Source organism: Marinobacterium arenosum, assembly GCF_019795155.1.
GTDB lineage: Bacteria > Pseudomonadota > Gammaproteobacteria > Pseudomonadales > Balneatricaceae > Marinobacterium_C > Marinobacterium_C arenosum.
Genome location: NZ_JAILYN010000018.1, coordinates 1 through 25,672 on the forward strand (window position 1 = coordinate 1; position 25,672 = coordinate 25,672).

25 protein-coding genes are annotated in these 25,672 nt (G+C 61.2%); 14 read left to right on the forward strand and 11 right to left on the reverse strand.

From position 1 onward, the window contains the following. Positions 1 to 161: 161 nt before the first annotated feature. Positions 162 to 1,901: a PHA/PHB synthase family protein gene (locus tag K6T12_RS09980; RefSeq protein WP_222222002.1), complete on the reverse strand. Its 1,740-nt coding sequence runs from the start codon at positions 1,899 to 1,901 to the stop codon at positions 162 to 164. Between the two features lie 483 nt (positions 1,902 to 2,384). Between K6T12_RS09980 and K6T12_RS09985 the strand changes: the two genes are divergently transcribed. Beyond that, positions 2,385 to 2,633 carry a glutaredoxin family protein gene (locus tag K6T12_RS09985; RefSeq protein ID WP_222222004.1) on the forward strand — a complete coding sequence of 83 codons (249 nt, stop codon included), beginning with the start codon at positions 2,385 to 2,387 and terminating at the stop codon, positions 2,631 to 2,633. Between the two features lie 27 nt (positions 2,634 to 2,660). Here the strand turns inward: K6T12_RS09985 and K6T12_RS09990 are convergent, their stop codons facing one another. Together K6T12_RS09990 and K6T12_RS09995 are read right to left on the reverse strand one after the other, a co-directional pair. Continuing rightward, positions 2,661 to 3,455, reverse strand: coding sequence for a TatD family hydrolase (locus K6T12_RS09990; protein ID WP_222222006.1), 795 nt, complete (start codon positions 3,453 to 3,455; stop codon positions 2,661 to 2,663). Continuing rightward, positions 3,436 to 5,463: a transglycosylase SLT domain-containing protein gene (locus tag K6T12_RS09995; RefSeq protein ID WP_222222008.1), complete on the reverse strand. Its 2,028-nt coding sequence runs from the start codon at positions 5,461 to 5,463 to the stop codon at positions 3,436 to 3,438. Before K6T12_RS09995 ends, K6T12_RS09990 begins: the two co-directional genes overlap by 20 nt. A 118-nt stretch (positions 5,464 to 5,581) precedes the next feature. Between K6T12_RS09995 and K6T12_RS10000 the strand changes: the two genes are divergently transcribed. Beyond that, positions 5,582 to 7,471 carry an ATP-binding cassette domain-containing protein gene (locus tag K6T12_RS10000; protein WP_222222010.1) on the forward strand — a complete coding sequence of 630 codons (1,890 nt, stop codon included), beginning with the start codon at positions 5,582 to 5,584 and terminating at the stop codon, positions 7,469 to 7,471. On the opposite strand, the gene K6T12_RS10005 is transcribed toward K6T12_RS10000, so the two are convergent. After that, positions 7,472 to 7,957, reverse strand: coding sequence for a universal stress protein (locus tag K6T12_RS10005; RefSeq protein WP_222222012.1), 486 nt, complete (start codon positions 7,955 to 7,957; stop codon positions 7,472 to 7,474). It abuts the gene before it with no gap. A gap of 152 nt (positions 7,958 to 8,109) precedes the next feature. On the opposite strand from K6T12_RS10005, the gene K6T12_RS10010 reads away from it, so the two are divergent. Both K6T12_RS10010 and K6T12_RS10015 read left to right on the forward strand, forming a co-directional pair. After that, complete coding sequence (locus K6T12_RS10010; RefSeq protein ID WP_222222014.1) at positions 8,110 to 8,616, forward strand: hypothetical protein; 507 nt, start codon at positions 8,110 to 8,112, stop codon at positions 8,614 to 8,616. Between the two features lie 51 nt (positions 8,617 to 8,667). Further along, complete coding sequence (locus K6T12_RS10015) at positions 8,668 to 8,886, forward strand: DUF1653 domain-containing protein (RefSeq protein ID WP_222222016.1); 219 nt, start codon at positions 8,668 to 8,670, stop codon at positions 8,884 to 8,886. 90 nt (positions 8,887 to 8,976) lie between these two features. On the opposite strand, the gene K6T12_RS10020 is transcribed toward K6T12_RS10015, so the two are convergent. Beyond that, a complete protein-coding gene (locus tag K6T12_RS10020; protein WP_222222018.1) occupies positions 8,977 to 9,681 on the reverse strand; it encodes a DNA topoisomerase I in 705 nt (234 codons plus the stop codon). Between the two features lie 225 nt (positions 9,682 to 9,906). On the opposite strand from K6T12_RS10020, the gene topA reads away from it, so the two are divergent. From topA to K6T12_RS10035, 3 genes are read left to right on the forward strand one after another with little or no spacing between them, the layout of a single operon-like run. Beyond that, positions 9,907 to 12,558, forward strand: a complete 2,652-nt coding sequence (gene topA, locus K6T12_RS10025; protein WP_222222020.1) for a type I DNA topoisomerase — start codon at positions 9,907 to 9,909, stop codon at positions 12,556 to 12,558. Positions 12,559 to 12,614: 56 nt separating this feature from the next. Then, a complete protein-coding gene (locus tag K6T12_RS10030) occupies positions 12,615 to 13,142 on the forward strand; it encodes a DUF6586 family protein (protein ID WP_222222022.1) in 528 nt (175 codons plus the stop codon). 6 nt (positions 13,143 to 13,148) lie between these two features. Then, a complete protein-coding gene (locus K6T12_RS10035; protein WP_222222023.1) occupies positions 13,149 to 13,406 on the forward strand; it encodes a hypothetical protein in 258 nt (85 codons plus the stop codon). Positions 13,407 to 13,499: 93 nt separating this feature from the next. Here K6T12_RS10035 and K6T12_RS10040 read toward each other — a convergent pair whose 3' ends face one another. Next, complete coding sequence (locus tag K6T12_RS10040; protein WP_222222025.1) at positions 13,500 to 13,952, reverse strand: cell division inhibitor SulA; 453 nt, start codon at positions 13,950 to 13,952, stop codon at positions 13,500 to 13,502. Beyond that, complete coding sequence (gene lexA, locus K6T12_RS10045) at positions 13,949 to 14,560, reverse strand: transcriptional repressor LexA (RefSeq protein WP_222222027.1); 612 nt, start codon at positions 14,558 to 14,560, stop codon at positions 13,949 to 13,951. The genes K6T12_RS10040 and lexA overlap by 4 nt, the downstream gene beginning before the upstream one ends. Positions 14,561 to 14,735: 175 nt before the next feature. Here lexA and dinG point away from each other — a divergent pair, with 175 nt between their 5' ends. The 6 genes from dinG (at position 14,736) to K6T12_RS10075 (ending at position 21,538) form a co-directional block, all read left to right on the forward strand. Beyond that, entirely contained in the window at positions 14,736 to 16,844 is a 2,109-nt protein-coding gene (gene dinG / locus K6T12_RS10050) for an ATP-dependent DNA helicase DinG (RefSeq protein ID WP_222222029.1), read from the forward strand. An 18-nt stretch (positions 16,845 to 16,862) separates the two neighbouring features. Continuing rightward, positions 16,863 to 18,239 (forward strand): ATP-dependent RNA helicase RhlB, encoded by a 1,377-nt coding sequence (gene rhlB, locus K6T12_RS10055; protein WP_222222031.1) that lies wholly within the window; start codon positions 16,863 to 16,865, stop codon positions 18,237 to 18,239. Positions 18,240 to 18,261: 22 nt separating this feature from the next. Beyond that, positions 18,262 to 19,725 carry a protein adenylyltransferase SelO gene (locus K6T12_RS10060; protein ID WP_222222033.1) on the forward strand — a complete coding sequence of 488 codons (1,464 nt, stop codon included), beginning with the start codon at positions 18,262 to 18,264 and terminating at the stop codon, positions 19,723 to 19,725. 17 nt (positions 19,726 to 19,742) lie between these two features. After that, positions 19,743 to 19,958 carry a hypothetical protein gene (locus K6T12_RS10065; RefSeq protein WP_222222035.1) on the forward strand — a complete coding sequence of 72 codons (216 nt, stop codon included), beginning with the start codon at positions 19,743 to 19,745 and terminating at the stop codon, positions 19,956 to 19,958. Between the two features lie 70 nt (positions 19,959 to 20,028). Then, positions 20,029 to 21,060: an NAD(P)H-dependent glycerol-3-phosphate dehydrogenase gene (locus tag K6T12_RS10070; RefSeq protein ID WP_222222037.1), complete on the forward strand. Its 1,032-nt coding sequence runs from the start codon at positions 20,029 to 20,031 to the stop codon at positions 21,058 to 21,060. Between the two features lie 4 nt (positions 21,061 to 21,064). Next, positions 21,065 to 21,538: a SixA phosphatase family protein gene (locus tag K6T12_RS10075; protein ID WP_222222039.1), complete on the forward strand. Its 474-nt coding sequence runs from the start codon at positions 21,065 to 21,067 to the stop codon at positions 21,536 to 21,538. A 3-nt stretch (positions 21,539 to 21,541) separates the two neighbouring features. On the opposite strand, the gene K6T12_RS10080 is transcribed toward K6T12_RS10075, so the two are convergent. Both K6T12_RS10080 and K6T12_RS10085 read right to left on the reverse strand, forming a co-directional pair. Continuing rightward, positions 21,542 to 22,645 carry a 2Fe-2S iron-sulfur cluster-binding protein gene (locus K6T12_RS10080; protein ID WP_222222041.1) on the reverse strand — a complete coding sequence of 368 codons (1,104 nt, stop codon included), beginning with the start codon at positions 22,643 to 22,645 and terminating at the stop codon, positions 21,542 to 21,544. A 150-nt stretch (positions 22,646 to 22,795) separates the two neighbouring features. Then, complete coding sequence (locus tag K6T12_RS10085) at positions 22,796 to 23,083, reverse strand: hypothetical protein (protein WP_222222043.1); 288 nt, start codon at positions 23,081 to 23,083, stop codon at positions 22,796 to 22,798. A 213-nt stretch (positions 23,084 to 23,296) separates the two neighbouring features. On the opposite strand from K6T12_RS10085, the gene K6T12_RS10090 reads away from it, so the two are divergent. Continuing rightward, positions 23,297 to 24,124 (forward strand): hypothetical protein, encoded by an 828-nt coding sequence (locus tag K6T12_RS10090; RefSeq protein ID WP_222222045.1) that lies wholly within the window; start codon positions 23,297 to 23,299, stop codon positions 24,122 to 24,124. A 5-nt stretch (positions 24,125 to 24,129) separates the two neighbouring features. Here the strand turns inward: K6T12_RS10090 and K6T12_RS10095 are convergent, their stop codons facing one another. After that, the gene (locus K6T12_RS10095; RefSeq protein WP_222222046.1) at positions 24,130 to 24,747 is read right to left on the reverse strand and encodes a glutathione S-transferase C-terminal domain-containing protein; all 618 of its coding nucleotides are present in this window, start codon (positions 24,745 to 24,747) and stop codon (positions 24,130 to 24,132) included. Continuing rightward, positions 24,747 to 25,616: a hypothetical protein gene (locus tag K6T12_RS10100; RefSeq protein WP_222222048.1), complete on the reverse strand. Its 870-nt coding sequence runs from the start codon at positions 25,614 to 25,616 to the stop codon at positions 24,747 to 24,749. Before K6T12_RS10100 ends, K6T12_RS10095 begins: the two co-directional genes overlap by 1 nt. Positions 25,617 to 25,672: the final 56 nt, after the last annotated feature.

Sequence of the window (25,672 nt, forward strand, 5' to 3'; positions counted from 1 at the left end):
CGCGAGAGATGGCATCCACTGCCTGACTGAAATGCATAAAAAAATCCGGAACCCTTAACATGGATTCCGGATTTTCTCTTGCCTGATCAGCAAGTTAAAGAGCTTAACTGATCGGCATTACGCTCCGGCGTGGTTTTTTACGTTTGGAGCCGGGTCAGGCGTTAGTCGATGCGGGCCTTGACGTAGCGGCCCGGCGCCGGCTCGACCGCCTGGTAGCTGTCGTTACCGTAGTCGGACGGGGCGTCCACCTTCTTGCCGGCACGACGCTTGAGCCACTCGGACCAGTGGTTCCACCAGGAACCTTCCTGGCGCTGCGCGCCTTCCAACCAGTGATCGGGGCCGTCGCCCAGTTCGCCGCCGGTCCAGTAGTGGCGGCGGTTCTTGGAAGCCGGGTTGATCACTCCGGCGACATGGCCGGATGCGCCCAGTACGAACTCGATGTTGCCCTTCATCAGCTCGGTGCCCTTGAAGGTGCCTTTCCACGGCGCGATATGGTCTTCGATGGTGGACAGGAAGTAGACCGGAATCTTGATCTTGCCCAGGTCGATCGGTTCGCCGCACAGGGTGATACCATTCGGCTCCGCCAGTTTGTTCTGCAGGTACATCTTGTCCATGTAGAAATTGTACATGGTGGCCGGCAGGTTGGTCGGGTCGCTGTTCCAGTACAGAATGTCGAACGGCGGCGGCGTCTGGCCCTTCAGGTAATTGTTCACCACGTACGACCAGATCAGGTCGTTGGAGCGCAGCATGTTGAAGGCGGTGGCCAGGCTGCGGCCGTTCAGGCAGCCGTCGTCCTCGACCCGATCGCTCAGTTGCTTGACCTGCTGCTCGTCGACGAACACGCCGATGTCGCCCGGGTCGGAGAAATCGGTCAGTGTGGTCAGGAAGGTGGCCGACGCCACCGATGCGTCCTTGCGGTTGGCCATCACCGCCAGCGCGGAGGCCATCAGGGTGCCGCCGACGCACCAGGCGACGCTGTTCAGTTTGCTGGAGCCGGAGATCGCCTTGACCGCCTCAACGGCCGGCAGGATCCCTTTCTCGATGTAGTCGTCCCAGCTGATATGGCTCTGTTCCTGGCTGGGGTTGAGCCAGGAGATCAGGAAGGTGTTCTGGCCCTGGTCGACGCAGTATTTGACGAACGAGTTGTGCTCCTGCAGGTCCAGGATGTAGAACTTGTTGATGCAGGGCGGCACGATCAGGGTTGGTTTTTCGAACACCTGCGGCTGGCTCGGCTTGTACTGGATCAGCTGCAGCATCTCGTTTTCGAACACCACCGCACCTTCGGTGGTGGCCAGGTTGACGCCCAGCTCGAAGGCGCTCTCGTCGGTCATCGAGATGCGGCCCTTCTCGAGGTCACCAAGCAGGTTCTTGAGGCCGTCGATCAGGCTCTGGCCCTTGGTTTCCAGCGCCTGCTGCAGGACTTCCGGGTTGGTCGCCGCGAAGTTGGTCGGTGACATGGCGTCGATATACTGCTGGGTGTAGAACTCAAGCTTCTTCTGCTCACTGTCGTTCAGCTTGGCGTTGGCGGCCATCTCCGACAGCAGCTGGGAGGTTAGCAGGTAAGACTGCTTGATGTAGCTGAAAACCGGGTTCTGCGACCACTCCTCAGCCTGGAACCGGCGATCGCCCGGGGCCGGGTTGGCCACGTAGGTTTCGGTATTGCCGGTCATCAGGTTGCGCCAGAGATTCAGCTGGCTCTGCTGGTAGTCGGAGATCGCCCGGATCCAGACCGTCGGGTCTTCCCAGGAGCGTGTGGCCAGTTCTGTCCAGGACTGTGCGAAGTTGGCGAAGATATCGCTACTGCTGTTGCTGGAAAACATTTCAATCACTTTCTGGGTTTCGTCGTTCAGGTAATCAATAAATTCCTGAGGGTCTGAGAGCAGGTTCGGCTTGGTATCCATCGGTCCGCCTTTACTATCGTGATGCCCCGCTGCGGTGGGATCCCTGGCAGGGGAATATCACGTGATTACTGTCATCCACGAACAGCCGGGTTTCGGCCGGGCCCGCGCAGGCTGGCAGGTATTGCGAAATCGCATACCGGTTGTTCAAGGTCGATCAAGGTTGTGACGCTTCTCCATCTTAGCGCCCCTATGTTTCAGTACGTTTTAACTCTCATCCTCGGCCTGACCAGGTTGGCCGACAAGCTGCCCTTGGATGTCCAGGTTTTCGTTGCGTCAGGTCTTGTGTCCCATCTAACCCGCCTGGTTGTATGTCACCGGTATGTTATATCAATTACCGTGAGGCATCTGGCGTCGGCGTTGGTGCCCACAGCAATTGATGCACGCCGGTCAGGCGTTCATACTGTCGCGCCTGGATTGGAGCGGTGATAAGCACCGCCCTCAAAGTATACTCTATCAGAACACCGCGATTGTGCAGGTGCAATAATGAAAAAGCTGGTACTAATGACCACCCTTGGCTGCCACCTGTGTGAGCTGGCCGAAGCGGTGCTGATTGAAACGTTACACGCTGATGACGTTATCGTCGAAGCTCAAGATATAGCGGATGATGAGCTGCTGGTCAAACGCTACGGCGTGCGGATTCCGGTGCTGCTGCATGAGTCCAGCGGTGCCGAGCTGGGCTGGCCGTTTGATGCCGGCCAGCTGCGCGAGTTCGTCGACGGCCTGCCCGGCTAACGGCAGGGCGGCCTGTTCCGGGCTTGATTAGAGCGGCAGGCGGAACAGTCGTTGGGTGTTTTCGAAGCAGGCCTGCTGCAGTTCTTCCAGTGGGTTGTTTTGCAGTGCAGCAACGGCGGCGGCGATATGGGGCAGGAAGCGGGGTTCGTTGCGGCCACCTTTCGGTTTCGGCCGCAGGTCGCGTGGCAGTAGGTAGGGGGCGTCGGTCTCCAATAGCAGTCGGTCCAGAGGGATGTGCGGTATCAGCCGGCGCAATTCGTCGCCACGCCGTTCGTCGCAGACCCAGCCGGTGATGCCGATATAGAGGTCCAGATCCAGGTAATTGAACAGCTCCCGCTTGCTGCCGGTGAAGCAATGCGCCACGCCGCCATGAAGCTGGTCGCGGTGGCTGGTCAGCATCTCCAGCTGGCGCTGGTGGGCGTCCCGTTCATGCAGGAATAGCGGCAGGCCGCATTCGGCGGCCAGTTCCAGCTGGGCTTCGAATACCCGCACCTGTTGCTCGGGCGGCGAAAAGTTGCGGTTGAAATCGAGCCCGGTTTCGCCGACGGCAATCACTTCGTCGGCCTGGCATAGCTGGCGCAGTGCTGTCAGTGTCTCGTTGGTAACCTGCTTGGCATCGTGCGGGTGTACCCCGGCGGTGCAGTAAAGCCCGTCTATTTGCCGGCACAGCGCCAGGGCCATCTCACTGCTGCGCGCGTCGGTACCGGTCACGATCAGTGGGCCGACACCGGCTGCGCGAGCCGTTTCGACCAGTTCCGCCTGCTGGTCGGCGAAGCGCTTATCGGTCAGGTTGACCCCTATATCAATCCAGCTGCACGTCATCTTCGTCCGTCTCTGTCGGATGGTTTCGCTTGGTCAGCTGTTCTGCCAGCAGTAATGCCTGCGCCTTGTCCAGTTGTGGGACACTGAGCAGGGCCAGCTCCCGCTCGTTCAGCATCTGGGTGTTGGCACCGCTGAGCTGCTGGTAGATCGTCCTGTAGGTCAGTACGTTCTTTACGTAATTGCGGGTTTCGCGGAACGGGATCGACTCGATCCAGACATCCAGCGGCAGTTTGCCGCGCTCTTTCAGCCAGCGGTCGACCCGGTGCGGGCCGGCATTATAAGCCGCCGTGGCGTGGACGATGTTGCCGTCGAACCGGTCAAGCATTTCGGCCAGATAGGCAGTACCCAGGCTGATATTCAGTTCCGGCCGGTACAGCTGATTTCGGCTGCGGTAGGGGACTTTGTTCTTGCGGGCGGTCATCTGGGCGGTTTTCGGCATCAGCTGCATCAGCCCGCGAGCGCCGGCATGGGAGCGGGCGTTCGGTTTAAAGGCGCTCTCCTGGCGGGCGATGGCGATCGACCAGTTGCGATCGATCTTGCGCAGCCCGGACAGCCGGGCGAACTGATCGGCATGGGGCTGAGGGAATCTGGCTTCGATCAGGTCCCAGGCGCCGGCCTGAATGGCGCTGCTGATGGCGGTGAAGTGCCAGCCCCAGCGGCTGGCCAGCAGGGCGGCGTGCTTCTGCTGCTGGTCATCCAGGGTGCGCAGCGTGGCACGCCATTCGCTACCGGCTTCGGCATTGCGCTCGAGCTGGGTCAGCTCGAACACCCGCTGGATGGCCGGGAGTTTTTCCAGCGCCTGGCGGCTGGCGTCATCCAGCTTGGCCGGATCGTCATTCAGCAAAAAGGGCTGGTGGGTCAGGGTGGCGGCCAGGTAGCCGTAATAGCGGCGTTCGCCTGCCAGTTCCAGCAACAACCTGTTGGCCCGGTCATGGGTTTCAGGGGCGGCATGGCTGCGTTTCAGTGCCACCGCCAGCCAGTAGCGCCAGATATCCTGCTGCCGGTCGCTGTCCGGCAGCCGCTCGATCAGCTCGGCCACCAACCCCCAGTCCTGGGACTGCAGGGCCAGCCGGGCGCGCCAGGCGGTGACTTCCGCCAGTCGGTAGTCCGGGTCCAGCTGGGCGATCAGCGCTTCACGACGCTGATGGTCGCCGGTGGCCAGATGCAAGGCCAGGGCGCGGTCGATCTCATCGCGCTGGGCGGTGCTCATGCGGTGACTTTTGCGAACCTTCAACCAGTATTCGACGGTACGTTCCGGCTCTTTTCGGATGGCACGTTTTAAGCCCTGTGTCAGGGTGCGCGGATCGTCGGACGCCTTGACGCCGCGGAACAGCCGCTTGGGATGGTTACGGATCTCCCAGAACCGGTCGAACTGCTGTTTTTGCTGCTTGTCGCTGATGTAGCGGCCCAGGTAGCGCGCCAGGGCGTATTGGCGATTATCGATCGCCAGCCAGAAGCGTTGGTAGGCCAGGTCGGAGCTCAGCTTGCCGGCTTTGCGCCAGGCTTTGAACAGCGAATCGCAGGACTTCGGTTGCGATTTGCCGACCAGCCACAGCTCGCGGGCGGCGGCAAAGGCCTCCTTGTTGTGCTTGAGCTGCAGGTTGGCTTGTTGCAGCAGGCACTGGTAATGGCTGTTGGCGAGCGGCAGGCGGCTGAATTCGTCACGGTACTGCTGCCAGCGCTTATTGCGGTAGAGGTAGTCCAGCCACTCGGCCTGCAGGCGTCGGTCCAGCGGCGTGGCGGCATAGCGTTTCTGGAAGGCGGCGACCGACTTGCCGGACCAACGGTTGAGCTGCAGTCGCTGCAATTCGAACTCGAGATAGGGGCGCAGCGGGTACTGTTTCAGTTTGGGCAGGGTCTGGCTGATCGCCTCGGCGCGGGTCTTGTAGGGGGCGTCGAGGGCCTGTCGAAACAGTTCGCGTTCCGATTGCCAGGTGTTCTCGTTCAGGTAAGCGGAAAAACTGGGGCTGGCGAATATGAATCCCAGTAAGAAGCACAGAAATCGCATCACAAAGATGTTCCCGGTGTCGCTGGTCCGTTGCCGCCGATGAAACACGGCGATGCGGTGTAATGGGTGAATGGAGTAGAATAACGACTCCGCGCTAGCTTGCATATGAGAATCTTTCATGCCTTTGATTCGTTTGGAAAAAGTATCCGTAGCCTTTGGCGACAAGCCGTTGCTGGAGGAGGTCGAGTTTCAGATCGAGCCCGGTGAGCGGGTCGCGCTGGTGGGCCTTAATGGCGCCGGCAAGTCGACCATGCTGAAGGTGATCGGTCGCCAGGTCATCCCGGACAGCGGCCAGTTATGGCAGGACCCGGCTTGCCGGGTCGCCGACCTGCCGCAGGCGATGCCGGCGGCGGACGAGCGTGCGGTACGCCAGGTGGTCACCGCCGGGCTGAGTGATATCCAAAAGCTGCGCGATGCCTACGACGAGCAGCTGGCGGTCGGCGACATGGCACGGCTGGAAGAGCTGCAGCATCAGATCGAGGCCTTGGACGGCTGGCACCTGGAGCAGCGGGTCGAGCGGGTGCTTGATAGGTTGGGGTTGCCGGGCGACAGCCCGATGTCGGCGCTGTCCGGCGGCTGGCGCCGCCGTGCCGCACTGGGGGCGGCGCTGGTGCAGGAGCCGGACCTGCTGCTGTTGGACGAGCCGACCAACCATCTGGATATCGAAACCATCGAGTGGCTGGAGCAGCAGTTGCAGGTTTTTCGTGGCGGCCTGCTGTTTATCTCCCATGACCGGGCGCTGGTCGACAAGCTGGCGACCCGGATCGTCGAGTTGGATCGTGGTCGGCTGACCTCGTTCCCGGGCAACTACAGCCAGTACCAGCAGCAGAAGGAGAAACTGCTGGAGGAGGAGGCAACCCAGAACGCCCTGTTCGATAAGCGGTTGGCCGAGGAGGAGACCTGGATTCGGCAAGGCATCAAGGCGCGTCGTACCCGTAACGAGGGGCGGGTACGGGCGCTGAAGGCAATGCGCAACGAGCGTTCCGAGCGGCGCACCCGGCAGGGCAAGGCCAGCTTCAATATGGAGGAGGCGCAACGCTCCGGTAAACTGGTGGCGGAACTGAGCGGCGTCTCTAAAGCCTTTCAGGGCAAGACCTTGATCCGCGAGCTGGATCTGCTAATCCAGCGCGGCGACCGGATCGGCCTTATCGGCCCTAACGGGGTCGGCAAGAGTACCCTGCTGAACCTGGTGCTGGGCAAGCTGGAGCCGGACAGCGGTAATGTGCGACTGGGTACCAAGCTGGAAGTTGCTTACTTCGATCAGTTGCGAGGTCAGCTGGATCCGGAAAAGAGCGTGCTGGACAACATCGCCGAAGGGCGCGAGTCGATCACTATCAACGGCCGCTCCCGTCACCTGATCAGCTACCTGAGTGATTTTCTATTTACCCCGGAACGGGCGCGTACCCCGGTCAAGGCGCTGTCAGGTGGTGAGTGCAACAGGGTCATGCTGGCCCGCTTGTTCAGCCTGCCGGCCAACGTACTGGTACTCGACGAGCCGACCAACGACCTGGATATAGAAACACTGGAGCTGTTGGAGGAGATCCTGCTCAGCTTCGACGGCACCATCCTGCTGGTCAGCCATGACCGAACCTTCCTTGACAATGTGGTGACCAGCACCCTGGCGTTCGAGGGCGATGGTCAGGTGAACGAGTATGTCGGCGGCTACAACGACTGGTTGCGCCAGCGGCCGGCTCCATTGGCCAAGGAAGCGGCGGAGAGCGCAAAGGCGGAGAAGGCCAAGGGCGAGCCGAAGACAGCGGCCAAACCGGCTAACAGATCGAAGAAGCTGAGCTACAAGTTGCAGCGCGAGCTGGATGAGCTGCCCGGCCTGATCGAACAGACGGAGCAGGCGGTGGCGCAGCTGCACGAGACCACAGCCGCGGCGGATTTCTACCAGCAGGATCACCAGCAGGTGGCCGATGTGCTGGCCGAACTCCAGCAGCAGGAACAGGCGCTGGAGCAGCTGATGGAGCGCTGGCTGGAGCTGGAAGCGATGCAGGAGGGCTGATCAGCTCGGCCCGGCGTCCGCGTCTTCCGTTGCGTCCGCCTCGTCGGCTTCGCTTTCGCGGACCCGTACTGCCAGTACATCGCAGGTGGCGCCGTGCAACACCCCGTTGGCGGTCGATCCCAGCAGCAGTGCCAGGCCGTGTCGGCCATGGCTGCCGACGATGATCAGCCCGGCGTCGACGGCCTTGGCCATGCGGTGGATTTCGGTCTCGGTATGGCCGGTCACCACATGCTGGGCCTTGACCGGATAGTCGAGCTGTTCGGCGAAACGCTGCAGCTTGCTGTGGGCGTGTTCGTCGAGTTGTTCCTGGATGGTGGTCAGGTCCATCGGAACATCGCCGCCATAGGCGAAGCTGAGCGGTTCGATCACGTGGATCAGATGCAGCTCGGCGTTGTTGGCGGCTGCCAAGTCCCTGGTCTTGTCGGCCAGTTGTTTGGACTCGGAAGACAGGTCGACAGCCAGCAGAATAACCTTGTAGACACTCATGATCGGACGCTCCTTCTTTCAACCGTGATTTGAGATTAGCATAGGTCCGTCAGCTGCTAGGCTGACGGTTGTCAAATGTATGGCCGCTATGGCCGGGTGATGCGCCGCTACGAGGGTTCGGCGCGACTTGGTCGGCCAGGGAGATTCAGCAGATGAAATGGGCGATTATCATACTGATCATGTTGTCGTTGATCGGTTCGATGATGTGGGTTTTACCGACTCGGCGTGAACGCTTTCAGGCGCAGCTGCGCAGCCAGGCCAAGGCGCTCGGCTACCATGTACAGTTGGCGAAGGTTACCGCGCCGCGGGCCCTTGGCGAGATGGAGGCGGAAACTTACAGTGTGCCGGCCTACCGGCTGCTGCGCACCAATATTGATAGCCGGGAGAGAGAACAGCTGGCGGGTTGGCAGGTGTTCCGGGTCGACTCGGTTGCCAATGAGGGGCTGCCGTCCGGTTGGAGCTGGGGCTGGGGGGCGTCTGCACTCACGAGTGACCAGTTGGCGCTTGTGAACCAGGTGATCGGCGAAATGCCGGATGACGTATTGGCGCTGGAGTCGACCCCGATCCATGTTACCGCCTATTGGCGCGAAGAGGGGCCGTTGTCCGATCTGGAGCGGATCAAGAGCGCGCTGGATAGAATTCTGGCGGCCCGGTTCTGATCTGCCGGGCACTTTGTAACCTGATTTGCCTTTTTGAGCAGAGGAGTATCGATGGCTAAGCAACTGCCCGCTGCCGGGCGTTATCGCCACTACAAGGGCGCCGAGTATGAGGTGCTGCATGTCGCCCGTCATTCGGAAACCGAGCAGTGGTTCGTGGTCTACCGCCAGTGTTATGGCGACCAATCGGTATGGCTGCGGCCGCTGGAGATGTTTACCGAGCAGGTGGTGTTGCCGGATGGCACCGAGGTGGCTCGCTTCGAGCCGGTCTGATTGTTGGTTGAGTGTTTGATATAGGCTCTTGAGTTGAACAGCCCGGCCAATGGTCGGGCTGTTCTGTGTCTGGCGTCGGTTCCTTCAGGGTTACAGGTACTTGTCCAGGCTGTCGGCCAGCGAGCCCTCGTAGCGGGTACGCTTAGGCTCGACGTTTTCAATCAGTTGCTGCAGCTCTGCCAGCCGCTCCTTCTTTTTATAAGCTGGCAGGGTGGCGCCGACCAGTAGTGCCTTGGCATGCTTGAAATGCGACAGGCCGGTCATCATCTCGCCCTGTTCCTGATAGCGTTTGCCCTGATAGATATGGGCCTCGACCACCACCGAGACTTTCAGGTTGTACAATTCCTGTTGATAGTTGCGGGCCAGGGTTACCGTCAGCTTGCCGCCGCGGGCCATCTGTAGAACCAGCTTTTCGGCGAAGTTGATATAGATTTGCGCCCGTTTCAGCGCTCGATCGCTGGCGAAAGCGTTGATTGCCGCAGTAGCACTGTCGGCGGTGTTCTTTAACTGGGTGATATCGGCGTAAAGCTCGGAGTCCGGCGCCAGGATGCTGATCTCCTCGATCAACGACATCGCATGTTCGTCGATCTTGGCAATGATCTCCGGCTTGCAGCCGGCTTCGCGTAGCACCGTCAGAGCCTGTACGATATGTTCCGCCTGGCCGGACAGGTAGTTCAGCCGTTCGGACTTGGCCTTATCCTGCTGCTCGCGGGTGGCGAGGACGTAATTCGCTGTCAGGGCGATCAGGCCGACAACCGCCAGCAGGATGACATACAGCATATTGTCCTGCAGCATAAGCAGGTGATCTCCACCAGAAGTTGTTTAATTAGTTGTATGAATACAGCCACGGAAGGTGGCTCATTTTCTACCGAATTCCCGGGGGGGTAAAGCCTCGGGAGCCGTCCGGCGTTGCATTTTTTGCCGGTTAATTCGGACCGGTCGCTTGACCGTTGCAATGTCAGCACTTATATATGCACGCTGATTTCGCCTAGCTATCAACCCCCGAAGGATCTGTGACCTATGGGAAAGTCGCTCGTTATCGTCGAGTCACCAGCCAAAGCCAAGACCATCAATAAGTACCTTGGCAACCAGTTTGTCGTAAAGTCCAGTGTCGGTCATATTCGCGATCTGCCGACCAGTGGTGCTGCGAGCAAAACCGATCCGAAAGAGCGTGCACGCCAGGCGGCGTTGACCCGCAAGATGTCTCCGGAAGAGAAGGAGGTCCATCGCAAGCGTAAGGCGAAGGCGCAGCTGATCGCCAGGATGGGGGTGAATCCGGAGCAGGACTGGGAGGCGCACTACGAGGTGTTGCCCGGCAAGGAAAAGGTGGTTGATGAGCTGAAGCGATTGGCCAAGAACGCCGATACCATCTATCTCGCAACCGATTTGGACCGCGAAGGGGAGGCGATCGCCTGGCATCTGCGTGAGTCGATTGGCGGTGACGATGACCGCTATCGCCGGGTGGTGTTCAACGAGATTACCAAGAAGGCGATCCAGGAGGCCTTTGAAGAACCGGGCCAGCTCGACATGGCGCGGGTTAACGCCCAACAGGCACGCCGCTTCCTGGATCGCGTGGTTGGCTATATGCTGTCGCCGCTGCTGTGGGAGAAGATTGCCCGCGGCCTGTCGGCCGGTCGGGTGCAGTCCGTGGCGGTCCGCCTGGTGGTGGAGCGCGAGCAGGAGATTCGTGCCTTCGTGCCGGAAGAGTACTGGGAGGTGCACGCCGATACCCAGACCGCGGCCGAGGATGCGCTGCGTCTGCAGGTGGCCAAGCTGGCTGGCAAGGCGTTTCGGCCGACTTCGCAGGCGGAAACCCAGGGCTACCTGGACAGTCTGCAGGGCGAGCGATTCGAGGTGCTCAAGCGGGAGGACCGGCCGACCAGCAGCAAGCCGTCGGCGCCCTTTATCACCTCCACGCTGCAGCAGGCCGCCAGCACCCGGCTCGGTTTCGGCGTCAAGAAAACCATGATGCTGGCCCAGCGGCTTTATGAGGCGGGTTACATCACCTACATGCGTACCGACTCCACCAACCTCAGCAGCGAGGCGGTAGCCGCCTGCCGTGACTATGTGCAGCAGCATTACGGCGACAGCTATCTGCCGGAGGCGCCGAACTCCTACAGCAGCAAAGAGGGGGCCCAGGAGGCGCACGAGGCGATCCGTCCGTCCGATGTTACGGTGCCGGCTACGTCGCTGTCCGGCATGGATCGCGATGCCGAACGACTGTACGACCTGATCCGTCGCCAGTTCATCGCCTGTCAGATGACGCCGGCGCAGTACACTTCCAGTCGGATCCTGGTCAAGGCCGGTGAGTTCGAGCTCAGCACCAAGGGCCGTATCCTGCGTTTCGACGGTTATACCCGGGTGCTGCCGCCGAAGGGCAAGGGCGATGAGGACAATATCCTGCCGGACGTTCAGACCGGCGAAATCCTGAATCTGCAACAGCTCGATCCGAAACAGCACTTTACCAAGCCGGCACCGCGTTATACCGAAGCCAGCCTGGTCAAGGAGTTGGAAAAGCGCGGCATCGGTCGGCCGTCGACCTACGCTTCCATCATCTCGACCATTCAGGATCGCGGCTATGTCGAGGTACAGAACCGTCGCTTCTACGCCAAGAAGATGGGTGATATCGTCACCGAGCGGCTGATCGAGAACTTCAACGATCTGATGGATTACAGCTTTACCGCCCGGATGGAGGAGACGTTGGATGATATCGCGGCCGGTGAGGCCGAGTGGAAGCGGGTGTTGAGTCGCTTCTACGAGCATTTCGTCAAGACCCTGGAAACCGCCCAGGGCAGCGAGAACGGCATGCGACCCAACACCCCGACCGAGACCGATATCGATTGTCCGGAGTGTGGCCGCAAGATGATGATCCGTACCGGCAGTACCGGGGTGTTCCTTGGTTGCTCCGGCTACCAACTGCCGCCGAAAGAGCGGTGCAAGGCGACCATCAACCTGATCCCCGGCGACGAGGTGGTCAGCGCCGATGGCGATGACGAAGAGGAGTCCCGTATCCTGCGCAACAAGCATCGCTGCAAGCGTTGCGATGCGGCGATGGATTCCTACCTGATCGACGCCAATCGCAAGCTGCACGTCTGTGGCAACAACCCGGACTGTCCGGGCTACGAGGTGGAGCAGGGCGAGTACCGCATCAAGGGTTACGAGGGGCCGTCGATCGAGTGCGACAAGTGCGGCGCCGAGATGCAGTTGAAGACCGGCCGTTTCGGCAAGTTCTTCGGTTGTACCAATACCGAGTGCAAGAACACCCGTAAGCTGCTGAAGAGCGGCGAGCCGGCGCCGCCCAAGATGGATCCGGTGCCGATGCCGGAGCTGCAGTGCGAGAAGGTGGAAGATACCTATGTGCTGCGTGACGGCGCCACCGGTCTGTTCTTGGCGGCCAGTCAGTTCCCGAAGAATCGGGAGACGCGTGCTCCCAAGATCGCCGAGATCCTGCCGCACAAGGACGAGATCGACAGCAAATATGACTTCCTGTTCAGTGCGCCGGTCGAAGATTCCGAGGGTAATCCGTCGGTAATTCGCTACAGCCGCAAGACCAAGGAGCAGTACGTGATGACCGAGGTCAATGGTAAGGCAACCGGCTGGCGGGCATTCTACCGGGATGGCGCCTGGGTCGAAGAGCAGGCCAAGAAGAAGACCGCCAAGAGCAGTAGCTGATCCGGCTGGCATCCGGGCGGTCGAGGTGCAAGGATATAGGTAGACGGGAGCAAACGATGAGCAGCATTTACCTGGCGCGAACCAATCAGAAATTGAACTTTGCCCGCATCCATCTTGATGCGTTGCGGGAGGCCTGTGATTCAACCGGTTGGAGCAAGCACGCGCTGATGGAGTCCTACAACGAGTCCGTGTTGTTCCATCTGGCGTCCGGCTATGCCGCCTTTCTGCGTGAGATCGCCGAACGCTACGGCTTCGCCACCGACCATATCAGCGGCTACCGGGCGCTGGAGGCGGATGTCGAGGCCAGTGGTCAGGAGTGTCCTGAGCTGCGCGAACTGAGGGTGTTGGAGGAAAATCAGGCCAGCTGGCTGCACCTGATGTTGCAGGCCTATGAGGCGTGCTGGCGGGCAAGTGACCGCGCGGTTTCGGCCGAGCCTGCCGCCACCAGTGCATCGGAGATCCACGTGGTTCAGGTCAATCCGTCCTATAACGACGAACAGGCTATCGTGCAGGAGTATCAGTCCTGGCTGAACGAGCTGCGCGAGCTGGTCGACCGGCTGCGGGCCGGCATGCAGGAATGGTGAGATATCGTGACAGATATGCTCGATGATGAGACCGTGCTTGAGATTGTTCAGCTGGAGAACGGTGATCTGGCGTTGCGTCGGGCCGACGATGACAGTGGCGAGCTGTTGTTGAGGGTCGGCGCGTCCCAGGCGTTACGCGAGTCGATGCAGGGTGAGTATCTCAATATCGCCCGTGTCATGCTGACCGCTGGTGTTCAGCTGATGGCGGAGGCAGGGTTTATTGCGGAGACCGAGGCCGAGTTGCCTCAACCCACCATCCACTGATGCTTTTTGGGCAATCTACCCGGTATCGGCAGGTCATACTGCGGCCTGCCGGTGGCGCGATCATTTAGGGATAGTGGATTCTGTTCCTTGGTATCAGGCGTCCTGGCGGCGGCGGATCACGATGCCATGACTGGCGCCCTGGCTGGCCGCAGCCTCCAGTCCCTTCAGTTGCTCATCGCACAGGTAGCCCGGCCAGGTGACGACCGCATGGCAGGTGCCGGCTGCCAGGGCCTGGCAGGCCAGTTGGTATTCGGAACGCTGTTTGCTGGGGTGCAGCAGCAGTACCTTGCTGAGGTCGATGCCGGCTTCGGCCAGCAGGGCTTTCGGTAACAGCTTCGGTGGTGCCACCCAGACGAACCAGCGCTGGTCGCGGCTCAACTGGGCCAGCAGCGGCAGCAGGATCGGCATCTGGCTGATGTCGTGGTCGTGCAAAACGATTTCGGTGACTTTGCCGGCCAGTCCGGAGGCCGTGCCCAGCGTCGATTGGCGGTTTGCCGATAGCGCAGCAGCGCCGGTAGTCAGTTTGTGCGAATTGTTGCCGATCATGGTTCGCTACTCCTTCGAATAACACCCACGCCAAGCCCCTCGATCGACAGCTCCTGCTCGCGCAGGTCGACGATGATCGGCTCGAACTCCTCGTTTTCGGCAATCAGTTGAACCTGATGGCCATCCTGTTTGAAGCGCTTGACCGTCACCTCGTCGTCCAGTCGGGCGACCACGATCTGGCCATCCCGGGCCTGGCTGCACTGGTGTACCGCCAGCAGGTCGCCATCCATGATGCCGACGTTTTTCATGCTGGTGCCCTTTACCCGCAGCAGGTAATCGGCACGCGGGTGGAAGAACTCCGACGAGATGGTGCAGTGATCCTCGATATGCTCCTGGGCCAGGATCGGTGAACCGGCGGCCACCTGGCCGACGATCGGCAATCCCTCCTCCGGTGGCTCGAGGTCCGGTACCCGGATGCCGCGAGAGGTGCCGGGGATGATCTCGATGGCGCCTTTGCGAGCCAGGGCCTTGAGGTGCTCCTCCGCCGCGTTGGCCGAGCGGAAGCCCAGCTCACGGGCGATATCGGCGCGGGTCGGCGGAAAGCCGGTACCGATGATATGGCGCTTAATGCACTCGAGCACTTCCGTCTGGCGTTGAGTCAATTTCATGGAGCCTGTCTCGCAGTCTGTTTGTTTGTACAGTTACTGTGATTATATACAGTAACTCGGTTCTGTAAAGCAACCGCTATGTCGCTGTCGTGGGGTGGTGGCACCGGATTCTATGTCTATATATCCAGTGGTTTGCTAGAATGCCGCGGGTTAACAGTACCTTGGCGCTTTTACCGTGCTCTCCAACGAACTCAAGAAAACGATACAGACGGCCTACAGCACCTTCCTCGAGAACCGTGAGCTCAAGCCGCGAGGTGGCCAGAAGCAGATGATTGCGGTGGTCGCCAATACGCTGGCAAGCGCCGGGCGGCAGCAGGGCGAGGGTGAAAACCTCTGTCTGGTGGAAGCGGGTACCGGTACCGGTAAGACCATCGCCTACCTGCTGGCGGCGGTGCCGATTGCCCAGAAGCAGGGTAAGAAGGTGGTGGTGTCGACCGCCACCGTGGCGCTGCAGGAACAGCTGGTGTCGAAGGATCTGCCGCAGCTGATCGCCAGTGCCGGTATCAATACCCGCTATATGCTGGCCAAGGGGCGCGGCCGCTACTTCTGTGTCAGTAAGGCGGAGAGCCACCTGGAGGAGCAGGGCCAGTTGGGCCAGATGGCGCTTTACGAGGATGAGTTGGCCCGCCGTATCGATGATGAAACCGTGCTCTGGTACAAGGATCTGCTGACCCGCTTTGCGTCCGGAAAATGGGATGGCGATCGGGATAGCCTGCCGGAGGCGGTTGACGAGGAGAGCTGGCAGCCGCTGACCAGCGATCATCTGCAGTGCACCAACCGGCGCTGCAGCAACTTCAGCATCTGCCCGTTCTTCAAGGCCCGTCAGCAGCTGGATCAGGTCGACCTGGTGGTTGCCAACCATGATCTGGTGTTGGCCGACCTGTCGCTCGGTGGTGGGGCGATCCTGCCGGAGCCGGCCGAAACCATCTATATCTTCGACGAGGGGCACCACCTGTCGAACAAGACCACCGGCCATTTTGCGTACAGCCTGAGGGTGAAAGGTGCCCAGCGCTGGCTGACCAGCAGCCGCAAAAAGCTGCATCAGCTGGTGCAGGACTGCGCGCATCAACTGGTGTTGGCGGACTATGCCGAGAAGCTGATGCAGCCGTTCCAGGATATGGAGCAGCAGTTGGAGCAGTGGCTGCTGTTTATGGAGCAGCTGTTTCAGGACCGGCCGGCCCACGGCGAGGCACGGATGCGTTTTGCCAAGGGGCAGCTGCCGGATGAACTGGTGCTGGTGGCCAAGGGTTTTGCCGTCGCCGGTGAGAAGGCGGTGTTGAAGTTCGAGCAGATCGTCGATCTGTTGAAGGAGGCGATGGACGGCGAACTGGCCGACATCCCTCGGGATGTCGCTGAGCGCTGGTTTCCGCAGATCGGTGTGCTTTGGGCGCGGATGCAGGGGATGTATTGGCTGGCCAAAGCCTATGGTACGCCCGACCCGGAGGGCGGCTCACCGACCGCCCGCTGGATCAGCCGTCTGGAGAGCGGTGATGGTCTGGATTACGAGTGTCGCAGCAGTCCGGTGTCGGCGGCGGAAACCCTGGCCGAACACCTTTGGCAGCACTGCCACGGCGCGGTGGTCACCTCGGCGACGTTGACCGCATTAGGGCGCTTCGACAGGGCGCTGGCCGACCTCGGTCTGCCGCCGCAGACCTCCTGTCGTCAGCTGGCCAGCCCGTTCGATCACCACAACGCTGCCGAACTGCATATTCCGGCGATGAACGCCGACCCCGGCGACCCGGACGCGCATACCGAGGCGGTGGCCGATTACCTGCTGCAGACTTTGCCGCAGAACCGTGCCACCCTGGTGCTGTTCAGCTCCTGGCGGCAGATGCTGACGGTGCTTGAACGGATGCCGGAATCTATTAACAATAACGTCCTGGCGCAGGGCCAGCTGGGCAAACAGGAGATACTGAGTCGTCATCGGGAGAAGATTGATGAAGGCAAAAGCAGTATCATATTTGGCTTGGCCTCTTTCGCCGAAGGGGTGGATCTGCCCGGTGACTACCTCACTGAAGTGATCATTACCAAACTGCCGTTCAGCGTACCGGATGATCCGGTCGACGCGACGATGGCCGAATGGATCGAAGCGCGGGGCGGTAACGCCTTCGCCGAATGGGCGGTTCCAATGGCATCGATGCGCCTGACGCAGGCGACAGGGCGACTGTTGCGTACGGAGCAGGATCGCGGCCGGATCGTTTTGCTGGATCGCCGCTTGATCAGCCGCCGCTACGGCCGGCAACTGCTTGATGCGTTGCCGCCCTATCGACGTAATTTTGCATAAACCAACGAGACAAGAACGTTGAGCACAGAACATCAGGATCAGCAGCCGAAGCAGGCTGCTGCCAACAACGAAAAGAACGTACCGAACGCAAACACAGAAACCGCCTCCGGTGAAGGGGGGGAAAAGCGCAATCCGCGTCGCCGCCGCCGTTCCGGCAGCAGCCGTCGTCGTGGCAAGACCAGCAAGGACTGGACTCCGGATCAGTTCCAGGTGGAACCGGTCGAGGGTAAGCAACGCTTCCACGACTTCAACCTGCCGGACGCGGTACTGCACGCCATTGCCGATCTGGAGTTCCAGTACTGCACGCCGATTCAGGCGGAAACCATTCCGGCGGCCCTGGCCGGCAAGGATATCATCGGCAAGGCGCAGACCGGCACCGGCAAGACCGTGGCTTTCCTGCTGGGGATCATCACCGACCTGATCGACTACCCGCTGGAAGATAAGCGTCGCAAAGGTGAACCGCGTGCGTTGATCGTCGCACCGACCCGCGAGCTGGCACTGCAGATCGGTGCCGATGCCGAAGCGCTGGCCAAGTATGCCGACCTGCATGTGGTATCGCTGGTCGGCGGTATGGATTACGACAAGCAGCGCCGCCAGTTGCGTGAGCGCGAAGTTGATATCCTGGTCGCTACGCCGGGCCGGCTGATCGACTTCGTCAACAGCAATGAGGTCGACCTCTATAACGTCGAGGTGTTGGTGCTGGATGAAGCCGACCGCATGCTGAGCATGGGCTTCATTCCGGATGTGCGTACCATCATCCGCCATACCCCGCGCAAGGGTGCCGATCGCCAGACTCTGCTGTACAGCGCGACCTTCTCCGAGGACATCATGAATCTGGCCAGCCAGTGGACGCTGGAGCCGGTGGTGATCGAGATCGAGCCGGAGAAGAAGACCACCGAGAACATCAGCCAGAAGGTGTTTCTGGTCTCCGGCAGCGAAAAGTACAAGCTGCTGCGCAACTACATCCGCGTCAACAAGATCGACAAGGTGATCGTGTTCTGCAACCGCCGTCACGAGACCCGTGACCTGGCCGCCCGGCTGGAGAAGGATGGCCTGAAGGCGGCGCTGATGTCCGGCGAGATCCCGCAGAACAAGCGGTTGAAGACGCTGGAGGCGTTCCGCGAAGGGGATATCCAGGTGCTGGTGGCCACCGATGTGGCCGGTCGCGGTATCCATATCGACGGCGTCACCCACGTGATCAACTACCAGCTGCCGGAAGATCCGGACGACTACGTGCACCGCATCGGCCGTACCGGTCGGGCGGGCGCTACCGGCACCTCGATCTGCTTTGCCTGCGAGCAGGACTCGTTCATGATTCCGGAAGTGGAGGCTGAAACCGGCGTCAAGCTGGAGTGTGTCCACCCCGATCCGGAACTGCTCGAAGACCTGAAGTAGGCCGCCAGGGCCGCAGCCGACGATGAGCAGCCTGGCGCATCTCCGACTCGGCAAACCGCTCGGCGGTTTGCCGGAGGCGCTGTACAGCCGGGTTGAACCGCAGCCGCTCAGCAACCCCCACCTGGTGTCGCTGAGCAGCGAGGCGGCACGACTGCTCGATCTGGAGCCTAACCGGCTCTCTCCCGACGAGTTGACGGCGACCTTTGCCGGCGGCGACCTGCCTGCCGGCTGGCAGCCACTGGCCTCGGTCTATGCCGGCCATCAGTTCGGCGGCTATACGCCACAACTGGGCGATGGCCGGGCACTGCTGCTGGGCGAATATCGCAATCGGGTCGGTGAGTGCTGGGAGGTTCAGCTGAAGGGCTCCGGCAAGACCCCGTACTCCCGCCACGGCGATGGTCGCGCAGTGCTGCGCTCCTGTATCCGGGAGTTTCTCGCCAGCGAGGCGATGGCGGCGCTCAATGTTCCCACCACCCGCGCCCTTTGCGTGCTCGGCAGCGATACGCCGGTGATGCGCGACGGTATCGAGTCCGCCGCACTGATGGTGCGGCTCAGTCCCAGCCACCTGCGCTTCGGCCACTTCGAGTATCTCTACTACAGCAAACAGCGCGAGCAGCTGCCGCCGCTGGCCGACTGGCTGATCAGTCGCTTCTATCCGGAAGTGGCCGGCGCGAAAGACCGCTATGCGGCGCTGTTCGAGCAGATCCTGCTCCGAACCGCCCGGCTGGCGGCGCAATGGCAGGCGGTTGGCTTTTGCCATGGAGTACTGAATACCGACAACATGTCGCTACTCGGCCTGACCCTGGATTACGGACCGTTTGGTTTTCTGGACCGCTACGATCCGGGCTTTACTCCCAACAGCAGCGATACCGCCGGTCGATACGCCTTTGCCAACCAGCCGCGCATCGTGCTGTGGAACTGTGTCGCCCTGGCACAGGCGTTTACCGCGCTGACCGGTCGCGAGGCGCTGGAAGCGGCGCTGGCGCAATATGAGCCGACCTACCAGCGCCACTATGCGGCCTTGATGGCGGAGCGCTTCGGCCTGCCCTATGCCGGTGAGGGCCCGCAGGCCCGTCAAACGGTCGGTTTGATTCGTGATTTGCTGCAACTGCTGGAAAGCGCCGCTGCCGATTACAACCTCAGCCTGCGGGCGTTGGTCGACGCGCGGGAAGTGGACTCTCCAGGCCCCTTGCAGGCGGCGATCGCCGACCGGGAGAGCGAGCTTGCCGACTGGTTCCGACGTTACCGGGCACATCAGTCAACACCGTCATTGGCGCGGATGGACGCCGCCAATCCACGCCTTATACTTCGTAGCTACCTGGCCCAGCAGGCGATCGAGGCTGCCGAGCGGGGCTGTTTCGAGCCGGTCGACGATCTGCTGCGGGCGTTGCGAACGCCCTTTGCCGAACCGGCCGATGGCGATCGCCATTACATTGAACGGCCCCCGCACGAGGGCTGCAATCTGAACCTGAGTTGCTCCTCCTGAGGTACCTTGCCACCGTTATGGATAGACACAACACCAAGAAGATCTCCCGCATTCTGGCGGCTGTCGTCAGCGCCTTCTTCGCCGCCGTCGCCGTTGCCGGTTACAGCCGGACCGAGGATCTTGGTCAGCTGCTGCTGTTCCTCGGCTTGTCTGCATTCAGCTACCTGCTGGTGATCTTCATTTTCAAAGGCATCGACAAGCTACTGGATTCGGTGGACGACCGTGAGCACTAGGCCAGCTTGAGTTATAACTGACGAGCGGCTAGCATGCGCCGGATATTGTGGATTAAGGAAACATCATTACATGGCTGACAGCAAACGGATCGCGGTCCTGGGGGGCGGTAGTTTCGGTACCATTATCGCCAATGTGGCGGCGGAGAACGGTCACCAGGTGCGCCTGTGGATGCGTGACCAGGCGCGGGCCGACGAGATCCGTACCAGCCGGGTCAACAGTCGTTACCTGCCGGGCTACACCCTGGCCGATACGCTGGAGCCGGTTTGCGACCTGCAGCAGGCATTGGCCGATGCCGAGATCGTCTTCGTGTCGATCCCGTCACACGCCTTTCGCGAAGTGACCCGCCAAGCGCGGCGCTGGCTGCAGCCGGGGCAGATGGTGATCAGTACTACCAAGGGGATCGAGGCGGAAACCTTCAGCCTGATGAGCGAGATCCTGCACGACGAGTTGGGCGAGGACGCCCGGATCGGGGTGTTGAGCGGGCCGAACCTGGCCAAGGAGATCGCCAAGCGCCAACTGACCGCCACCGTGGTGGCCAGCGCCGATGCCGAATTACGTGCCACGGTGCAGGCGGTGCTGCATTGCGCCTATTTCCGTATCTACGCCAGTGATGACCACTACGGGGTCGAGCTGGGCGGTACCCTGAAAAATATCTATGCCATTGCCGCCGGTCTCAGCTCGGCGCTGGGCATGGGCGAGAACACCAAGGCGATGCTGATGACCCGCTCGCTGGCCGAGATGAGCCGCTTTGCGGTCTGCATGGGCGCCAACCCGATGACCTTTATCGGCCTGGCCGGGGTCGGCGACCTGATCGTTACCTGCATGTCTCCGTTGAGCCGCAACTACCGGGTCGGCTACGCGCTCGGTCAGGGCAAGTCGTTGGAGGAGGCGGTCGCCGCGTTGGGCGAGGTGGCCGAAGGGGTTAACACCCTGAAGCGGGTCAAGGCCAAGGCCGAGGAGTTGAACATCTACATGCCGCTGGTCTGGGGGCTCTACGAGGTGGTGTTCAACAAGGCGCCGGTGGCCGAAGTGGTCAAGACGTTGATGCTGAACGAGCAGAGCACCGACGTTGAATTCGTGCTGCCGCGAGAGCAGGTGTAAACCGATGATGATCTACCTGATGCGTCATGGCCTGGCCGAGCCGTTCGGTAGCCGCAACGACGAACTGCGTGAGCTGACTGAGGCCGGGCGCAATCAGGTGCGGGCGCAGTTCATCGCCAGTCGCGACCGGTTGCTGCAGATTGAGCAGATCGTTCACAGTCCCTACCTGCGGGCGCGGCAGACCGCCCAGATCGGTGCCGAGTTGCTTGGCGTCGAGCGGCTGCTGGCTGACGACCGGTTGGTCCCGGAGGCTGACCCGCGGCTGGCGCTGGAACTGCTGGAGCGGGACAGCGATACGACTACCCTGTACGTGACCCACAACCCCTTCGTCGGTAAGTTGATCGGATTGCTCTGCCAGGGCGATAGCCGCCAACCAGAGCCGATGGATACCGCGATGCTGGCGATGGTCGAAGCGGACTGGCCGGCGGCCGGGCTGGGCCGGTTACGCGGCAAGCATGCCGCGCCCTTCCGTACTTGAATCTTAGTGTTTGCGCACCCTGATCCGGATCTGGTCGCTTAGCGGTCGGCTCTGGCACATCAGGATCTCGCCATCCTCGACCTGTTGGTCGTTCAGTGCCGGATGTTGGACCATCTGTACCTGGCCGGCCAGCAATTCTGCCCGGCAGGTACCGCAGATGCCGGCTTGGCAGCTGAACGGCGCATCCACATTGAGCCGCTGCAGCGCTTGCAGGATGGTTTCCCCCGCGTCCAGCCGTACCTTGTAATCACGGCCATCCAGTTCCAGGTCGACGATCGCGCTCTGGCCGAGCGAGCTGTCCGGTGCAGGTTCGATGGCATGTTCCAGGCTGAAGTATTCCCGCTGGATATCACGCTCGGCGATACCGTGGCGGCGCAAATGAGCGTAGCAGCTATCCATCATTCCGGTTGGGCCGCAGATCAGGTAGCAGCAATGCGGCGTGGTGGGCGGGTAGCGGTCCAGGAACCAGTTCAGCGTGCCGTCGTCGATTCGACCGACACGACCGCGAACCTTGCGAGTCTTGCGGCGGTGTGCCGGCCAGCTACGGCGGAATCGGGGCTGGCTGAGGCAGTGCAGCAGCAGCAGGCGGTCCGGGTGGCGGCGTTGCCAGTCGTTCAATTCCTGATGCAGGATGATGTGATTTTCATCGCGGTTGCCGTAAAGCAGGTAGACCCGGCTTTCCGGTTCTACGCTGAGTACCGTTTTCAGGATCGACAACAGTGGGGTGATGCCGCTGCCGGCGGCGAACAGGTAGTAGCTGCAGCGGTTGTCCGGCTGGATCAACGGGGTGAAGTTGCCGCTGGGCGGGGCGACCCGCAACGTGTCACCGACCTTCAGCGCCTGGTTCAGGTGGCGCGAAACCCGGCCGTTTGGCATCTGCTTGACGGTGATGGCGAACGGCTCCGCTAACGCCGGCGAATTGGTCAGCGAGTAGTAGCGCTGTAGCACATCTCCATCCACCACCGCTTCGACGCACAGGTGTTGGCCGGCTTTGAATCGGAACGCCGGCTGCAACTGTTGTGGCAGGTCGAAGGTGATGCTGATCGCTTCCGGTGTGCTTCGGTGCAGCGAACGGATCGGAAGAGCGTAAAACTTAGCGCGCCCCATGCATGACTCCTGCCGGATGGCTCTGTCCCCCTGAAAGTCATCTCCGGTCGGTTTGTTTGATCTTTACCGCTACGTTTTAGCTTAGTCACTGTTACGCCGGCCGGTGCAACAACGTCGCTATTGGCGGCTAAATAGCGCCGCCTGCGTTGTTCAACCCAGCAGTGAGCGTTGCTGGGGACGGCGGTTGAAATGGTTGAAGGCGGACTGCTCCTCATCGATTTCGACACCGCCTCGCCGGTCTGCAGTAGCTGAGTGGCCGGCGGTCGATAACGGGCAGGTACGGTGGATCACCCAGTGGTCCTGGTGGCGATGCAGCTGGGTTTGGCAGCAGTCGCACTGAAAGATCTGGTGGTCGCCGATCCGGCTTAACGGTGCAAGCGCCGGATGGGGGCGAAGCTGCAGCAGAAGATCGGTACAAAGGATACAGGCGTCATCCATAACGTTCTCTCCGGAAGGCTGGCTGAGGCTGTTTTCAAATTAGCATAGCGGGCGGCGTCTGCAGCTAAGAATTTGTCTTAATTTTCAGCCGTCAGTTAACGGTTGATTAGTTAACAGTTTTAAGTTCACAGTGGGTAGGCTATGTAGCTGCAGCCAGTACGAAATTACGGTTAACTTGCAGCTGTAAACTGTTAACTAAACAGGAGCTTTATCGTGTCGGACAGCGAACGCTTATCAACTTCGGCCCTGGCCAAGCGGCTGCATAAAACTGCCAAGCAGTTGTTTGCCGAGCTGGTAGTGCTCGGCTGGATCCGCCGTGAGGGTGAAAACTGGCAGCTGACGGCGAAAGGCGAGTTCGAGGGCGGTGCCTATCGGGACAGCGAAAAGTTTGGCCGCTATATCGTCTGGCCCGAATCGGTATTGAACCACCGCGCGTTGAGTAGCGGCGATCTGGCGCTGGCCAGTTCAACCGCGCTGGGACGCCGGGCGGGGCTGTCGGCTCAGCAGCTGAACCGCTTAATGCAGGAGTTGGGCTGGTTGCATGCCGAGCCGGGCGGTTGGCAGTTGACCGATGCGGGCCGCCGGGCGGGCGGCGTCGCCCGGGAGGATCCGCGCAGCGGCAAGCGCTACGCGCTCTGGCCTGACAACCTGCTGGAGCAGCCCGCTGTTGCCCGGTTACTGGCGCGGTTGCAGCCGTCGGATGATGGGCCGTATATCGCCCTGGATGGTCATTGTTGCAGCAGCGGGGTGGTGCGGCGGCTCGATAACTGGTTTTATCTGGCAGGGATTCAGCACGCCTTTAAGCGGCCGCTACCACTGCCGGACTCGCCCGACTGTGACCTGTTCCTGCCGCAATCCCAGCTCTATATCGATGATTGGAGCGGGTCGGCCGGCAGCGCCGAATTGGCCCGCCGGATGCGGCTGCAAACCCTGGCGGAAGGGGCTGGCCTGGCGTTGCTGGTGGTGGATGAGGCGGCGCTGCCGGAGCTGGAGGCCTGGCTGGTGCGCCAGCTCCGCAAGCGCAATATCCCGTTTGAATGAGTCGCTCAGGGGACCTGCATGCCGTATTTAACGAACTCCAGCCCGCCCATCAGTTCCATCCAGTCGGCCACGGCCGGGAAGTCGGCCGGATCGATGCTCTGCCACGGGTAGCGCATCGCCCAGGGGTAGATGGCGAAGTCCGCGATGGTCAGGTCGTCGCCGACTACGAATCTTTTACCAGCCAGTTGTCTGTCCAGTACCTGCCACAACCGCCTGGCTTCCTTGTTGTAACGTTCGATGGCGTAGGGCACCGGCTCCGGGGCGAAACGGTTGAAGTGGTGCGCCTGGCCGAGAAACGGGCCGAAACCGCCCATCTGCCACATCAGCCACTGAATGCAGTCGAGCCGTTCGCGCGGCTCTTCAGGCAGGAATAGGCCGGTTTTTTCCGCCAGGTAAAGCAGGATCGCGCCGGACTCGAACAGCGCCACCGGTTCGCCAGCCGGGCCGTCCGGGTCGACGATTGCCGGGATCTTGTTGTTCGGGCTGATCGTCAGGAACTCCGGCGCGAACTGTTCCTCTTCCAGAATATTGATCGGATGGACCTGGTAAGGTAGCTGACAGGCTTCCAGCATGATCGAGACTTTGTAGCCGTTGGGTGTTCCCCAGGTGTAAAGGTCGATCATCAGTCTGTCCCTGCGGCAGCGGTACCGTCCATGAAGTGGCGGTAGATATCGATCAGTTCCTGTTCGGAGAAGGTTACGATGATCAGCTGTTGGCCGGGTCGAATCAGGTCCGGATTCTGGCCCAGGATGCCTTGGGCGTAGTTGTAGATATAGGTTTCGTCGACTTTGTTCTGCAGGATGTTGCCGAGGAAAGAGCTGCGCAGGTCGGCCAGCCGCTCGTCCGCATCGGCCGGTATGTCGGTGCTGACCGCCTGCTGCTGACCGGGCAGCTTCAGGCCGGCGGAAAAGGTGCGCATCAGGGCGTGCTGAATGATCCCCCACAACCCTTGGCTGTCGCCTTCACGCACCGCATGCAGGTAGAAGATCTGTTTCTCGGCCGCGTCCGGGTTGTCCAGAAGCTCTTTCAATTTAACCTGGTGGGCGCGTTGCGGCAGGGTGCCGTTCTGAATCTGGCCCTGTATCTGGTCCAGAGTATCGCGCGACGGCGGCTGGGCGGTTTTTCCCGGCAGCGGCGCCAGGCTGACGCCGTAGCTGGTAGTGTCGCCGGATGCGGCGTCACCGGCCAGGGGCTCGGTTTGGTTTCCGGCTTCGTTCAGTTCAAGCAGTTCGGCCGACGCTTCGACTTGGTGAGCGGGCAGCGCCAGTAGTTGCTGGGCGGTCACGAAGTGCTCCGCCTGTTCGATATCGATCGCCTGCTCGGCCGGGCTGGTGAGGCGGTCGATATGCTCGCGCGCCTGGCGGGCGGTCTCGGCGGATGGCGGTGCTGTCCGGGTGTCCTCAACCGAGCCGGTTTGTTCGGAGCGTTGATAAAACATGAAGGCCGCAGCGGCGACCAGTAGAACGATGATCAGGACAAGGGCGCGTTGCATCCGGTTCCCTCTTCGGTGTAGCCGACGTTCATGATAATGATTCTCGACACTTTATC